The 15,359-nt window shown below is 31.9% G+C and carries 13 protein-coding genes; 10 read left to right on the plus strand and 3 right to left on the minus strand.

Annotated elements, in window-relative coordinates; all coding sequences use genetic code 11:
* Positions 1-189: 189 nt before the first annotated feature.
* On the minus strand, positions 190-1,278 hold the full coding sequence (gene dnaX, locus B4A23_RS09335) for a DNA polymerase III subunit gamma/tau (RefSeq protein ID WP_282630296.1): 1,089 nt from the start codon (positions 1,276-1,278) through the stop codon (positions 190-192).
* 146 nt (positions 1,279-1,424) lie between these two features.
* Between dnaX and B4A23_RS09340 the strand changes: the two genes are divergently transcribed.
* The 10 genes from B4A23_RS09340 to B4A23_RS09385 all read left to right on the plus strand — a co-directional run bounded on the left by B4A23_RS09340 (position 1,425) and on the right by B4A23_RS09385 (position 13,668).
* Entirely contained in the window at positions 1,425-2,282 is an 858-nt protein-coding gene (locus B4A23_RS09340) for a helix-turn-helix domain-containing protein (RefSeq protein WP_291119258.1), read from the plus strand.
* 89 nt (positions 2,283-2,371) lie between these two features.
* Positions 2,372-3,700, plus strand: a complete 1,329-nt coding sequence (locus tag B4A23_RS09345) for an amidohydrolase (protein ID WP_291119261.1) — start codon at positions 2,372-2,374, stop codon at positions 3,698-3,700.
* Between the two features lie 44 nt (positions 3,701-3,744).
* Positions 3,745-4,416: an ankyrin repeat domain-containing protein gene (locus B4A23_RS09350; RefSeq protein WP_291119264.1), complete on the plus strand. Its 672-nt coding sequence runs from the start codon at positions 3,745-3,747 to the stop codon at positions 4,414-4,416.
* Positions 4,417-4,422: 6 nt separating this feature from the next.
* Positions 4,423-5,667 (plus strand): amidohydrolase, encoded by a 1,245-nt coding sequence (locus B4A23_RS09355; RefSeq protein ID WP_291119267.1) that lies wholly within the window; start codon positions 4,423-4,425, stop codon positions 5,665-5,667.
* A 64-nt stretch (positions 5,668-5,731) separates the two neighbouring features.
* Entirely contained in the window at positions 5,732-6,196 is a 465-nt protein-coding gene (locus B4A23_RS09360; RefSeq protein WP_286484972.1) for a hypothetical protein, read from the plus strand.
* Between the two features lie 217 nt (positions 6,197-6,413).
* Positions 6,414-8,987 (plus strand): FtsK/SpoIIIE family DNA translocase, encoded by a 2,574-nt coding sequence (locus B4A23_RS09365; protein WP_291119271.1) that lies wholly within the window; start codon positions 6,414-6,416, stop codon positions 8,985-8,987.
* Between the two features lie 32 nt (positions 8,988-9,019).
* Positions 9,020-9,649: a LolA family protein gene (locus B4A23_RS09370; RefSeq protein ID WP_291119275.1), complete on the plus strand. Its 630-nt coding sequence runs from the start codon at positions 9,020-9,022 to the stop codon at positions 9,647-9,649.
* A gap of 3 nt (positions 9,650-9,652) precedes the next feature.
* Positions 9,653-11,113, plus strand: a complete 1,461-nt coding sequence (locus B4A23_RS09375) for an LptF/LptG family permease (protein ID WP_291119278.1) — start codon at positions 9,653-9,655, stop codon at positions 11,111-11,113.
* Positions 11,114-11,122: 9 nt separating this feature from the next.
* Complete coding sequence (gene ribB / locus B4A23_RS09380; protein ID WP_280035473.1) at positions 11,123-12,247, plus strand: 3,4-dihydroxy-2-butanone-4-phosphate synthase; 1,125 nt, start codon at positions 11,123-11,125, stop codon at positions 12,245-12,247.
* Between the two features lie 107 nt (positions 12,248-12,354).
* On the plus strand, positions 12,355-13,668 hold the full coding sequence (locus B4A23_RS09385) for an Ig-like domain-containing protein (RefSeq protein WP_291119283.1): 1,314 nt from the start codon (positions 12,355-12,357) through the stop codon (positions 13,666-13,668).
* 57 nt (positions 13,669-13,725) lie between these two features.
* On the opposite strand, the gene B4A23_RS09390 is transcribed toward B4A23_RS09385, so the two are convergent.
* On the minus strand, positions 13,726-14,733 hold the full coding sequence (locus B4A23_RS09390) for an EamA family transporter (protein ID WP_291119285.1): 1,008 nt from the start codon (positions 14,731-14,733) through the stop codon (positions 13,726-13,728).
* A 14-nt stretch (positions 14,734-14,747) separates the two neighbouring features.
* Positions 14,748-15,224 carry an Lrp/AsnC family transcriptional regulator gene (locus B4A23_RS09395; protein ID WP_038332665.1) on the minus strand — a complete coding sequence of 159 codons (477 nt, stop codon included), beginning with the start codon at positions 15,222-15,224 and terminating at the stop codon, positions 14,748-14,750.
* Positions 15,225-15,359 lie beyond the last annotated feature (135 nt).

Raw genomic sequence — 15,359 nt, forward strand, 5'->3', positions numbered from 1 at the left:
TACCATTTGTTCTAATTGGTTTTGAAGCACGCGTATATTCTTTGACTTCTTCTGAAATCGAAGTTTTAGCATGTTGCGTATTTACCTGCTGTGGAGTTTGTCCATTTTGTGGAATAGAATTATTTTGCTGAACTTGAGGAACTTCAATTTTAGAAGTTTGTTGTTCAGAAAAATAAAACGTTGGCGGAACTATCCTATACTTTTTTTTTTAAGCCCGTTTTCTTCTGCCGTTAAAGAAGCCAATTGCATCAAAGCAATTTCAACTGTTAAACGTGGATTCTTACTCGATTTGTAGTTTAAATCTGCTTCATTACAAATTTCGATTGCACCAAATAAAAACGTTGCCGAACATTTTTGCGCATGTTCCAGATATTTTGCTTTTATACGCTCACCAACTTCCAACAAACTTACTGTATTAGCTGTTTTCGCCATCAATAAATCTCGGAAATGAGCGCCCAAACCACAAATAAATAAATGAGCATCAAAACCTTTGTTCAAAATATCATTCAGTTGCAACATCGCTTGCGGAATATCATTTTCCAAACACGCATCTGTCATCTTGAAATAGTAATCGTAATCTAATACATTCAAGTTTTCTGCAACAGAAGAATAAGTCAAATTTTTATTCGTAAAAGTTGCCATTCTATCAAAGATTGACAATGAATCGCGTAAGGCACCATCAGCTTTTTGAGCAATCAAATGCAATGCATCATCTTCAAAAGTTACTTGCTCTTTTTCAGCAACATTTTTCAAATGTCCTTTGATATCTTCAACTCCAATTCGTTTGAAATCATAAATCTGACAACGAGAAAGAATCGTAGGAATAATTTTATGTTTTTCTGTAGTTGCCAAAATAAAAATTGCATGCGCTGGTGGCTCTTCTAACGTTTTCAAAAACGCATTGAAAGCCGCTGTTGACAACATATGAACCTCATCAATAATGTAGACACGATATTTCCCAATTTGAGGAACTATACGCACTTGATCAATTAAATTTCTGATATCATCAACCGAATTATTAGATGCTGCATCCAACTCAAAAATATTGAAAGCAAAATCTTGATCGCCTTCTACTCCATTTTCTTCGTTGATTTTACGCGCTAAAATTCGAGCACATGTTGTTTTTCCAACACCTCTTGGTCCACAAAATAAAAGAGCTTGTGGCAATTGATTTGACTTTATCGCTTGCTCCAAAGTATTCGTAATAGACGCTTGTCCAACTACATCTTCAAAATTTAGCGGGCGATATTTTCTGGCTGAAACAACAAAATTTTCCATACAAATGCAAATATAATAGTTTTAAGTTTCTAATAAAAATTCTTTCAAACCTCATCAATTAATTCTATTTTTATTTATAAATTACACAAGTCAAAAAAAGTAATATCTCTAACAATTCATTTGATTGTTGAACACATTTTTATTTTATGCAAAATTCAGAAAACCAAGATTCAGTACCTATTATCAGTATACAAAGTTTTCGAAAAGGACAATTAGCTGGTCGCGACGAATTGTTGTTTAATGAATTGCATGGCGAACGACATATAGATAAACCTCACAAGCACGATTTTTTTGTGATTATTCTTTTCGATAAAGCTTCTGGAACGCATAATATTGATTCGAAAGATTATCCAATCGATGACAAAGAAATTCATATTTTGTTTCCTGGGCAGATGCATAAATGGCAAATAAATGATGGAACAATTGGTTATCAATTGATGACAGAACGTTCATTTTTCGAACAATTCGCGCCTTATTTTCGCTTTTCATTTACTAATTATCAAAATCATCCAGTTATAAAATTATCGGACGAAGCTTTCTCGAAATTGATGTATGAATTCAATGCCATAAAAGAAGAATTAAAATCTGAAAACTCATTGGTTCATTTGATTAACGCTCGTGCAGCAGTTATTGCGGCAATTGTGAGTAAAGAAGCTGAACAAATTTTTACAGAATTTAAAGTTTATCAATCCAATCCGAGATTAGCGAAATTTAATATGTTGATTGATGAATTTTACAAGGAAGAAAAATCGGTTGTTTTTTACGCAGAGAAACTACATATTTCGGCTAATTATCTGAATATCTTATGCAAAAAACATCTGAAAGTTTCGGCAACACAACTTATTCAACAACGAATTATTATCGAAGCGAAACGACTTTTAAAATCGGGAGATTTATCCATCAAAGAAATTTCTTTTGACTTAGGTTTTACTGATCACGCCTATTTTTCGAACTTTTTCAAAGCTCAAACCAATATTACTCCATCAGAATTTCGAAATCTGTAATCATTTATAAATCTTACAAGTTTTAGAAGTTATTATACTAACCATTTGTTTTGATTCATTGTAATTTAGCTACAATAAATTTGAACACAATGAATAACAATATATCACGTAAAGATTTTCTTAAAAATTCAGCTTTAGGATTAGCAGGATTTTCTTTCTTACCAGGATTTTTACAAGCTGCACCAGATTTTCAATTAGATAAGACAAATCTTACAAAACCAGGAAATTTCATGTTAAAAAACGTTCGTTTAGAAACAGGTTTCGAATATGAAAACGATGAAATCATTGGAACAAAAACAGAACTTTTTACAATTGAAATTTCAAACGGAAAAATCAAAAAAATCAACCCAAATCAATCGAATGCAAAAGCTATCGATGCAAAAGGCTTGTTGATGTTACCATCTTTCAAAGATATGCACATTCACTTAGACAAAACCTTGTATGCAGATAGATGGCGCGCGATTCGTCGCTCTGGAGGAATCAAAGGAATGATTGAATTGGAGCAAAAAGTTTTGCCTGAAATGTTGAAAAAATCTACCTACAAAGCAGAAAAACTGATTGAATTATTACAATCGTATGGAACAGGTTTTGCGCGTAGTCATGTGAACATCGAACCAACTTCTAAATTAGATTCATTGAAAAATTTAGAAATTGCTTTGGCGAACAAAAAAGATTCATTTGGAGCTGAATTGGTTGCTTTTCCTCAACACGGGTTATTCTACACCGATTCGATGTCATATATGAAAGAAACAGCTAAAATGAACATCGATTTTATTGGAGGTTTAGATCCTACAAATGTTGATGGCGCAATCGAGAAAACAATGGATGCAACAATTCAATTAGCGTTAGATCATAACAAAGGAATCGATATTCACTTGCACGAATCAGGAAAATCTGGTCACGATACAATAGATTATTTAATCAAAAAAGTAAACGAAAATCCACAATTAAAAGGAAAAACATATGTAAGTCACGCTTTTGCTTTAGCGACTTTAGATAAATCAAAACAAGAAGCTATTGCTGAACAGTTAGGCGCAGCGAAAATTGGAATTGTATCTACTATTCCTTTTGGTAGTTTAGTTATGCCAATTCCAACTTTATTGAAACACGGTGTAACAGTACTAACTGGAAACGACAGCATTGTGGATTATTGGAATACATTTGGAACAGGAAGTGTTTTACAGAAAGCAAATCTTGCAGCACAATTATACGGACAAAGTTCTGAATTTGGATTATCAAGAATGTTGAAACTAGCAACCGCAGGACCAATACCTTTAAATGATAAAGGCGTACAACAATGGCCAAAAGTTGGTGATGAGGCGAATATTATCTTGATTGATGCGAGTTGTTCTGCAGAAGCGGTTTCGAGAATGTCGCCAGTTCGTTCATTAATCGTAAAAGGAAATATTGTCTATTAAATTCAAAACTTCGCCATTTCAACTCATTCAAACTATAAATCATTATGAAATCAGTTTTAATTTTAATGCTTATGATGACAACGGTTACAGCATGTCATTCAACTCCAACAGAGGATTCGAAGATAGAAATTATGAATGAAAAAGATATTGTAAAAGCAGTTAAAAACAACGATTTACAATCTGTTAAAAACTTATTGGCAAATGGCGCAGATGTTAATTCGACTGATAATAGTAAACGTTCATTATTATTAATTGCAACTAATAATTCGAATATCGAAATCGCAAAATTATTGTTAAAACATGACGCAGATGTTAATCAGCAAGCCGATAATCAAGATAGTCCTTTTTTATATGCAGGCGCAAGTGGACAAACAGAATTGGTTCAATTATTTTTAGATCATGGTGCTCGTTTTGATGTATTTAATCGCTACAATGGTTCTGCATTGATACCTGCTTGTGAGCGCGGACATGTAGAAACGGTACGATTATTAGCCAATACCAAAAATTATCCTGTAGATCATGTGAATCGTTTGGGTTGGACAGGATTAATGGAAGCCATTGTTTTGGGTAACGGTAGCAAAAAATATCAACAAATTGTTCAGATATTAAAAGATGCAGGTGCAAAAATGGATATTCCAGATTCTGATGGAGTAACACCTTTGCAACATGCGCAACAAAGAGGTTATAAAGAAATTGTAGCCATTATTAAATCATAAATCATCATGCAAACAAATTATATAGCAAAAGCTAAAGGAGATTATACTTTAAAAAATGTACGATTAGAAACAGGTTTTATTGAAGATGAATCTGGAATTATTGGAACAAAAACCGATTTATTTTCGGTTGAAATAAAAGATGGTAAAATAACAAAAGTAAGTACAAACAATCCACAATTAACAGATGCTATTGATGCAAAAGGATTGCTAATGTTGCCAGCTTTCAAGGATATGCATGTGCATCTGGACAAAACATTGTACGGTTTACCTTGGCAAGCGCTTTCGCCAAAACGCAGAACTGTTGCAGATATGATTGCTTATGAACAAGAAATTATTCCAGAATTGTTAAATACTTCAATTGAGCGTGGCGAGCAATTAATCAATTTATTACAACATTACGGAACTACTTTCGCGCGTACTCATTTCAATGTCGATACAACTTCTGGGCTAAAATCTTTAGAAAATTTAGAAAAAGCCTTAGAAAATAAAAAGGAAACATTCAGTGCCGAGTTGGTTGCTTTTCCCCAACACGGTTTGTATTATACCGATTCTGCTCCATTGATGAAGGAAGCTGCACAATTAAAAAGCGTTGCTTTTGTTGGTGGATTAGATCCTTTCAGTATCGATAAAAACATCGAAAAAGCAATCGATTTTACGGTTCAATTGGCTTTGGATAATAATAAAGGAATCGATATTCATTTGCACGACTCAGGAAAAGAAGGAATGCGTACAATTGAATATTTAGCTGAATTAACGATAAAAAATCCTCAATTAAAAGGAAAAACATATGTAAGTCATGCCTTTGCTTTAGCACATTTATCAAAAAGTGAGGAACAAGAAATTGCAGAGAAATTAGCCGAAGCAAAAGTTGGAATTGTTTCTTCTGTTCCTTTCCGCAATAAAGTCGCCATGCCAATTCCTGCTTTGGTAAAAAATGGTGTTGAAGTTTTAATCGGTAATGATAATGTACAAGATTATTGGAGCACGTTTGGAACGGGGAATATGTTGCAAAAAGCAAATTTGATTTCAGAATTATATGGGTTAGAAACTGAATATGATTTATCGAGAAATTTAGGTTTTGCCACAAAAAACATTACGCCATTAGACAACAAAGGAAATCAACAATGGCCAAAGGTTGGTGATGAAGCTGATATCGTTTTGATTGATGCAAGTTGTTCTGCCGAAGCGGTTGCGAGAATGTCGCCTGTTTTAGCTTTAGCGCATAAAGGAAATTTAGTTTGGAAAAATTAATCAGAAAGAAATTATCGTTATATTTTACTATATTAGTACATTGTTTAAAATTAACACGATTAAGATGAAGTTTACTTTTATAGTTTTTATTTTACTACTATCAATAAATAATTACGGACAACAAACTATTTCGAAAAGTGAGGTTATAGATGCTAAGATAGAATTGTATGAAAATAAAATTGATTCTAAGCTAAGAGAACTTGATTTGAAAGAAGATAATTTAGAATTAAGCAAGCAAAATGTCGCTGATATTATCAATTTTCATAAAGAAGGAATGGAGGAATTTCATCGAACTTTGAATTATTTATTGGTTGTGATGGGAATTATTGTTTCGGTTGTCATCGCTGCTGCAGGTTATTATCTAGAACGTTTTAACAAGAGAAAATCATTAGAACTCAAAAAAGATATTGATGCCTTGAAACAATCGATGGAAGAAAGTCTTGAAAAAATTAAGAAAGAATCTGAAATAGAATTAAATCTAATTCGTGCAGAAGCCAAACGTCAAATGGATCATTTCAAAAATGATTAAGCAAAAAAAACAGACTAAATAATCAAATATTCAAAACTGAGTTAGATACAATATCTAACTCAGTTTTTTATTTTTTATAAATCATTTCTAATAATAATCAATAATAGATAGCAAATTGAGTTAAAATTGATTACGATTTTAGTAAATTTAAATACTTTTCGTTAGATTCGTCTGTCAAAGATTTATTATTTTTGCCTCAATTATACTCAACCTTAAAATGGCTATAAAAAACACGCAGGAAGCACCAAAAACTCCTAAAAAACAAATCGTCAAAACAATTATAGGTATACTGTTTTTAGTAATCGGTTTATTACTATTAGCTTCGTTTATCTCTTATTTTTTTAATGGTTTTATGGATCAGAGCCAAATCTCTGATTTATTAGATAAAAATCAAACCGCCGAAAATATTTTCGGGAAGTTTGGCGCATTATTAGGCGAAACATTCATTTTGCAAGGAATCGGAATCGTTTCATTTTTTGTCCCAGTTTTCTTTATTCTTTTGGGAATTAAAGTGGCTACAAATTGGAAAAAAATTAAACCTTTCACAACGCTTTATCAAAGCATTTTCTTCATGATTTGGTTGCCAGTATTTTTTGGTTGCATTTTACCAACTCAACACATGCTTTCTGGCGTAATGGGATTTGAAATTAATGATTTCCTAAATAGCTTTATTGGTAAATGGGGTGTAATTTTATTGCTTTTCGTTAGTTTGTTGATTTATTGTGTGATTCATTTCCGAATGACGTATCAATCTATCCAAGAAAAAATGGAAGAACGTGCGAAACAAAAAGAAATTGAGCGTATAGAAAAAGAGCAAGAAAAAATCAAGAGAGAACAGCTTGAATTAAGAAAACGCAAAGAAAAAGAAGAACAAGAAAAGATAAATAAATTCAATCAAGATGCCGAAAAGCAACAAGAAGATAGTTTATCGCAAGAATTAGAATTAATAGAACAACAAGAGAAAGAAGCAATTCAATCTCATAAAGTAAATCCAAACGAAGCATTTCATCAAGAATTTAAAATTAATCAACCAAAAGAAGAAGAAATAATCGAAGAAACACCTCTTAATATTACAGAATTAGTGGTTGAAGATTTGGCTGATGATGAGGAAGAAAATAATCAAGTAGATTTTTTATCAATTAATGATGAACAAAATTTCGAAACAGAAATTCAACCTGCTCAACCAACTCAAAATTATTCTGAAAATGGATTAGAATTAAAAGTTCAACAAGTTGATGAAGAAGAAGAATTTGAAACGACTTCTGCTCGATTGGTGCAAGAGCAAGGTGAATACAATCAACGTTTAGATTTACCAAATTATCAATTCCCTCCTATTTCATTGTTAAAAAAATATGACAACGGAAATACGTTAATTGATCAAAAAGAATTAGAAACAAATAAAAATAGAATTGTCGAAACCTTAGGAAACTACGGAATCGGAATCGATGAAATTTCAGCAACAATTGGTCCTACAGTTACGTTATACGAAATTGTACCAAAAGCTGGTGTTCGTATTTCTAAAATCAAAAATCTTGAGGACGATATTGCTTTAAGTTTGGCTGCACTTGGTATTCGTATTATTGCGCCGATTCCTGGAAAAGGAACGATTGGTATCGAGGTTCCAAATTCTAATCCTTCGATGGTTTCTATGCATTCGGTTATTGCTTCGCAAAAGTTCCAAAATGCTGATATGGAATTGCCAATTGCTTTCGGGAAAACAATTACGAACGAAACCTTTGTTGCCGATTTAGCAAAAATGCCTCACTTGTTGATGGCTGGTGCAACTGGACAAGGTAAATCTGTTGGTTTGAATGCAATTATCGCTTCGTTAATCTATAAAAAACATCCATCTGAATTAAAATTTGTGATGGTCGATCCGAAGAAAGTTGAACTTACTTTATATTCTAAAATAGAGCGTCATTATTTAGCAAAATTGCCAGATTCGGAAGAAGCAATTATCACAGATAATACAAAAGTAATTAACACGTTAAATTCACTTTGTATTGAAATGGATGATCGTTACGAATTATTGAAAAATGCTTTCGTTCGAAATATCAAAGAATATAACGCGAAATTTAAACAACGTAAGTTAAATCCAGAAGCAGGTCATAGATTCTTACCGTATATTGTATTAATCGTGGATGAGTTTGCAGATTTGATTATGACAGCTGGTAAAGAAGTTGAATTACCTATTGCTCGTTTGGCTCAGTTGGCTCGTGCCGTTGGTATTCACTTGATTGTTGCAACTCAACGTCCGTCTGTAAATGTGATTACAGGAACAATTAAAGCCAATTTCCCTGGTCGTGTCGCTTTCCGTGTAACGTCAAAAATCGATTCGAGAACGATTTTAGATTCGCAAGGAGCCGATCAATTAATTGGTAAAGGTGATATGTTGTACACAACTGGAAACGAATTAGTACGTTTACAATGTGCATTTGTGGATACACCAGAAGTGGATAAAATTACCGAATTTATTGGAGAACAACGTGGTTATCCAGATGCAATGCATTTACCAGAATATGTTGGCGAAGAAGGTGGTTCTAATTTAGATATTGATTTATCTGATCGTGATGTACTTTTTGAAGATGCTGCAAGACTAATTGTAATGAATCAACAAGGTTCCGCGTCTTTATTACAACGAAAATTAAAATTAGGATATAACCGCGCTGGACGATTGATTGACCAATTGGAAGCTGCTGGAATTGTTGGTCCTTTCGAAGGTAGTAAAGCAAGACAAGTGTTGATACAAGATGATATGAGTTTGGAACAGTTGTTGAATAATTTGAACTAAAATTTATTAAAAACAGATAGAAATTAAATTGTATGAAAAAGATAATCTATTCTTTCATACTCTTATTAGTAGGGGTTGGAACATTAAACGCTCAATCAGCAAAACAAATCTTAGACAAAGTTTACGCTAAATATACCAACGCAAACTCGTATTACATCAAATTTGATTTTAGCCATAATGCAAATGGAAAATCAACAAGTCGTTCAGGAGAAGTTTTTGCAATGAAGCAAAAATTTAACTTGAATGTAGGTGATATTAACCAAATTTTTACAGGAACTAAATTATATACAATTGCAAAAGATGACAAAGAAGTCACTATTTCTGATGCATCTAACACAGATGATTTCTTAACACCAACTAAAGTTTTGAACACTTATCGTACTGATTTCAGCTACACTTTAACAGATAAAAAAACCGTTGGAGGAAAAACAATTCAGTATATAAAATTAACGCCAACTAAAACTTCTACAATCAAATATTCGGTTTTGGGAGTGAATACTGCGAATAATGAAATCTACGATTACAAGGAATATGGTAAAAATGGCGACACAACATCAATCGTTGTAAAAGATTACGTTCAAAATTTACTTATTCACAAAAGTTACTTTAACTTTGACCAAAAGAAATATAAGTCGCAAGGCTATATGATTACTCAATTATAATCAATGTTAAAAAAACTTGACTGGTATATAATCAAGACCTTTTTAGGTCCATTTTTTTTCATATTTAGTGTTCTATTTTTCATCTTTATCGTGCAATTTGCATGGCAACAAATGGAAAAATTTGTTGGAAAAGGTTTAGAATGGTACACTATTACCGAATTACTTTTTTGGTTAGGAATTAACGTTATTCAGCTTGTATTACCGCTTACAATCCTTTTGGGTTCTATTATGACCATGGGAGGTTTTGGAGAACGATACGAATTAGCTGCAATGAAAGCATCTGGAATTTCACTTACCAGAATCCTTGCTCCATTGTTTACGTTAGTCGCTTTAATGTCTGTCGGATTGTATTTTTTCGGAGACAAAGCAATGCCTTATTCCCAACAAAAAGCGCGAACAATGTACTACAATATCTTACAGACCAAACCAACGGTAAGTATGAAAGAAGGTGTTTTTATCGAAACTGTTCCCGGATTTCAAATGAAAATTAATAAAGTTTCGGGCGAAAATTCAGAAAAATTAGAAGACGTTTTTGTGCATCAAAATGCACCTTTTGGTGAAAATACGATGACAATTATTTCTAAAAGAGGAAATCTTGCACCAGACAAAAACGATAATCATTATCTAAAAATGGAACTTTTTGATGGAATTGCTTATACTGATAACATCAAAAATAAAAACTTTGATCAACGCAAACGTCAAGAAAATCAATATACAAAATTTGATACATTAAACTATTATATTGACATTTCAGATATTCTAAATTCTGGTAAAGACGAAGACCCAGGAAACTCTTACAAATACTTGGACGGAAAAGGTTTAAGACATCTTATCGATTCATTAAACACAGATTACAAGAAGTATTACAAAGATCTGAAAACGAATATGTTTAATCAGAATTATTACTATTTCTACAAAATGAAAGAAATAGATTCTGTTAAAACAAATATGATTTTTGACTTGAAAAAGCGCAATCGTCAAGAACAAGATCGAGTGCTTAATCAAGCTGTACAGATGGTAAATCGTGATCAAGAAAATATGACATTTTCTGAACAAGAAATTGTAAACAGAGAAAAGTTATATTCAAAAGTAAATATTCATTACCAACGAAATTTCTCGTATGCAGTTACGTGTATTATTTTCTTTTTGATTGGGTCATCATTAGGTGCAATCGTAAAAAAAGGAGGAATCGGAATGCCAGTTGTCATATCAATTATCATTTTCGTTATTTATTTTATCCTTAATTTCTCGGCAGAAAATATGGCGAAAAACGGAAAATTAGATCCAACTTTTGCTGCTTGGGCAGCGAATATTATCGCACTTCCTTTCTCTATTTTGTTTAGTTACAAAGCCAATCAAGATTCTGGATTATTTGACATCAGTATTTACGTTGATCCAATTGTAAAATACTTTAATAAGTTTAAGAAAACAAACAAAAACGAGGAGCATTCTCGTTATCAATAACATAAAACAATGGAAAATAGATCATCTCAATTAAACACAATTGAAGAAGCTTTAGAAGATTTAAAACAAGGAAAAGTTATCATTGTAGTTGACGATGAAGATCGTGAAAATGAAGGAGATTTCCTATGTATTGCCGAATTTGCAACGCCAGAAGTCATCAACTTTATGGTTACGCATGGACGCGGATTGGTTTGTACGCCACTTACACAACAAAGATGTAAAGCATTAGGTTTGGACCTTATGGTTGGACACAATACGGCTATTTACGAAACTAATTTTACTGTTTCTGTAGATTTACAAGGTCACGGATGTACGACAGGAATTTCGGCTTCGGATCGTTCTAAAACTATTCAAGCTTTAATTGACGAAAATACAAATCCAGATGATTTAGGAAAACCAGGTCATATTTTCCCATTAATTGCAAAAGATGGTGGAGTTTTGGTTCGTATGGGACATACAGAAGCTGCTGTTGATTTAGCGCGCATGGCGGGACATTATCCTGCTGGATGTATTGTCGAAATTTTGAAAGAAGATGGAGAAATGGCTCGTTTGCCAGAATTGTTAGAGATTGCAAAGAAATTTGATCTTAAAATTGTTTCGATTGAAGATTTGATTGCTTACCGATTAGAAAACGAATCATTAGTAAAACGTATCGAGCAATTTCCAGCAAAAACAAGATTCGGAGAATATGAATTAATCGCTTATCAACAAACAACAAATAATCAAGTTCACTTCGCTTTGAAAAAAGGAAAATGGACAAAAGATGATGTAGTTCCAGTTCGTGTAAAATCAACAAATAGCTATTATGATTTGTTTAGCGCTTTACAAAACGGTGAAACACCATTGTTAGAAAAAACGATGAACATCATCAACGAAGAAGAAAGAGGTGTTGTGATTTTTATTAATAACATTCAAAGTTCTGAGTTGATTGAACAAAAATTAGAGATTTTCAAAAGTTTTTCTGAAGGAAAATCAAAATCAGGTGTTTTACCAGCCGATGAAAAAGATCACGGAATTGGTTCTCAAATCATCAAAGATTTAGGCATCCAAAAAATGAATTTGATTACACGTACTTTAGAAGAACCGCATACTACACAATATGGTTTGGAAATTGTAAAATGCACTAAATTGTAAAAGATAATTTATCCAATATATACAAAAGCAGTTCTGAAAAGAGCTGCTTTTTTTTTGTATCGTTCTGTAACCTTTTCGTTATATTGTAGTCTTATAATAAACACTATATGCGAAATAAAACGTTAGTTCTTGTACTCTTTATCATTTCAAGTATTGGATTTGGGCAAAAAACGAATTCAAAAAATATCTACATATCAGATATTGATAATTTTTGGGTCGCTTATGATAGTATTCAATCAACAAATGATTATTCTCAAAAAATAAAGTTTATCAACACTTTATACATCGACAAAGGAACAAAAGGTTTAAAAACTTTTATGAAAGTAAGAGATTATAGTGACACTATTTACGTTAAACTTATTGATAGTTATCCTAAATTTTGGAATTCAGTAAGACCAAATACACTTACCATAAAGAATAAAACAAAAGAGTTAACTAAAGCTGTAAAAAAACTCAAAAAACTATATCCAGAACTAAAAGAAGGTGAAATGTATTTTACAATTGGAGGTTTACGCTCGGGTGGAACTTTATATGAAAATATGGTTTTAGTTGGTGCTGAAATTGCAACAGGAACTCCAAAAACAGATGTTTCAGAATTTGAAAATAATTGGCTAAAAAATGTTTTTGCGAAGCAATCACTTGATAATATTATTTCACTAAATATTCATGAATATGTACACACGCAACAAAAACCAAATGAAAACAACTCATTATTACATCATACATTAAAAGAAGGTTCGTGCGATTTTATTACAGAACTTGTATTAGGAGAACCAATCGAAAAACAATATATTTTTTATGGAAAACAACATTTCGATGAATTGAAAAAACAATTTAAAGAAGAGATGTTTGTAGATGATTTTTCAAATTGGTTATACAATGGAGGACAAAAGGGTAAAGCTGCTGATTTGGGATATTTTATTGGATATGAAATATGTAAATCATATTATAATCAAGCTAAAAATAAAAAACAAGCGATAAAAGATATTATAGAACTGAATTATCAAGATGAAAAAGCAGTTGAAAATTTTCTTCGAAAATCTGGTTTTTATGAAGAAGGTTTTGATAAAAATCGATTATTAAAAGAATACGAAAAAAAACAACCTTATATCGTAAAAATTGAACCTTTCGAAAATGGTTCAACAAATGTAGATTCATCTATCAAAGAATTTAGAATTACATTTTCTAAACCAATGAATCCAAAAGAATATTCAATACAATTCTCAAAAAAAGGAAAAGAGTATAGTCCTAAGATTACAAAAGCTAATTTCTATAACAATAATACTACATTCGTTTTAAGTTTGGAATTAATTCCAACTAAAGAATATGAATTTGTAATTTCAAATGGTTTCAAATCAGAAGACGGATATGCTTTAAAATTAGATAATAACGAACTAATCGTAAATTTTAAAACTAAATAAAACAAAAAAAAGCTTCTCGGGATCGAGAAGCTTTCTTATTAATAATCATCATAATATTTAATGCGCATAATGTTTACGAGAAACAAAATGCAGAATTTTCTGAACTAATTTTGTGTTTTTATAAAGATTCCAGTTCATTAATAAAACACTGAACAAAATTACTGCCAAACCGTAAATTTGCAAATGAGTTACGACATCATCTGTAAAAAAATAACTCAATGCAACGGCTACAATAGGGTTTACATACGCATATGTAGAAACTTCCACAGCTGGACGATATTGCAACAACCAAACATATGATCCGAAAGCAAGAATAGAGCCAAAAGTTGTTAAATAAGCCATTGCCAACCAATCTTCTGTCGCTACATTCGCAAAATTGAAATTAGCATATTCTCCATTGAAAATTGCAACTGTATTAAACAAAACTCCAGCAGTAATCATTTGCCAAGCCGTTTTGACCATAATGTTCAAATCCTCTTTTGGTTTCGTAACTTCTTTTTTCTGCTTTTCTGTTACATATTTTGAATACAAAGAACCTAACGTCCAAGCAATCGAACAAAAGATAAGAACAATCAACCCAATCATATTTAAGAATTGTTGATCTGCATCTGCATGCACAGTGGTTGTTTGTTCATAAAACAACATCAAAACGCCAACAAAGCCTAACAGAACGCCTAAAATCGTAGGAATACTTGAAAAATTTTGTTTCCATTTCGGTTTATCTAACACAATAAACCAAATTGCTGCCGATGCTGCCATAATTGCAACAATTCCACTTGGTAAAAATTGTTCAGACCAAATAATCCCAGCCATATCAATAAACAACAACATAAACCCTGTAAACATACATTGTTTCACAATTTGTTTATCCCACAGCGTGTAACCTTTCAGTTTACAATATCCCATCAACATTGTGCTCGCCGCAATAAAGCGAAACGAACCCAAAATAAACGGACTAAAACCATGCAAAGCCTTATCTATAAAAAAATAAGTTGATCCCCAAACTACATAAACCACGAAATACGCTGCAATAATCAGCCACTTACTTGGTTGATTCCCTTTCATTCAATCTCTATTTTTTAAATCGTTGGTATAACGATATTTTGTTCTTCTTTTATTGTTTGTAAAACTATAGTTGTACGCGTAGAAGTTATTCCGCCAATTTTACTCAAATGTTTGCGCATCAATTCTACCAAACCTTCGTTATCAGAAGTTCTCACTTTGATTAGATAACCATCTTCTCCAGCAATATCATGAACCTCTAAAACTTCTGGAATTTCGGCAAGTTGTCTTCCTACTGTTTCATCACCGATAATATCTACGGTTTTGATAAACATATACGAAAGTAATTTTTGTCCAACTGCCACTGGATTTATTTTTGCGTGATAAGCCAAAATAACTTGCTTATTTTCAAGCTTTTTCACACGTTCTAATATTCCAGAAGGTGCCATTCCCAATTCTCTTGCGATGTCTGCATTGTTAATACGTGCATTATCTTGCATTAATCGCATGATTTTCAAATCAGTAGCATCTAAATTAAATTCTATCTTTTCCATTTCGACTGCAAAATTAAGACTATTTTGAATAATATTCAAAAAATATATCAAAAATTGTATCTTATTCTTGATATTATTTTAAACTGTAAATTAAATTCATTTTAATTCTATAAAACAACATCATTATTCAAAAGA

Source organism: Empedobacter sp. UBA7248 (genome assembly GCF_002472945.1).
Lineage (GTDB): Bacteria > Bacteroidota > Bacteroidia > Flavobacteriales > Weeksellaceae > Empedobacter > Empedobacter falsenii_C.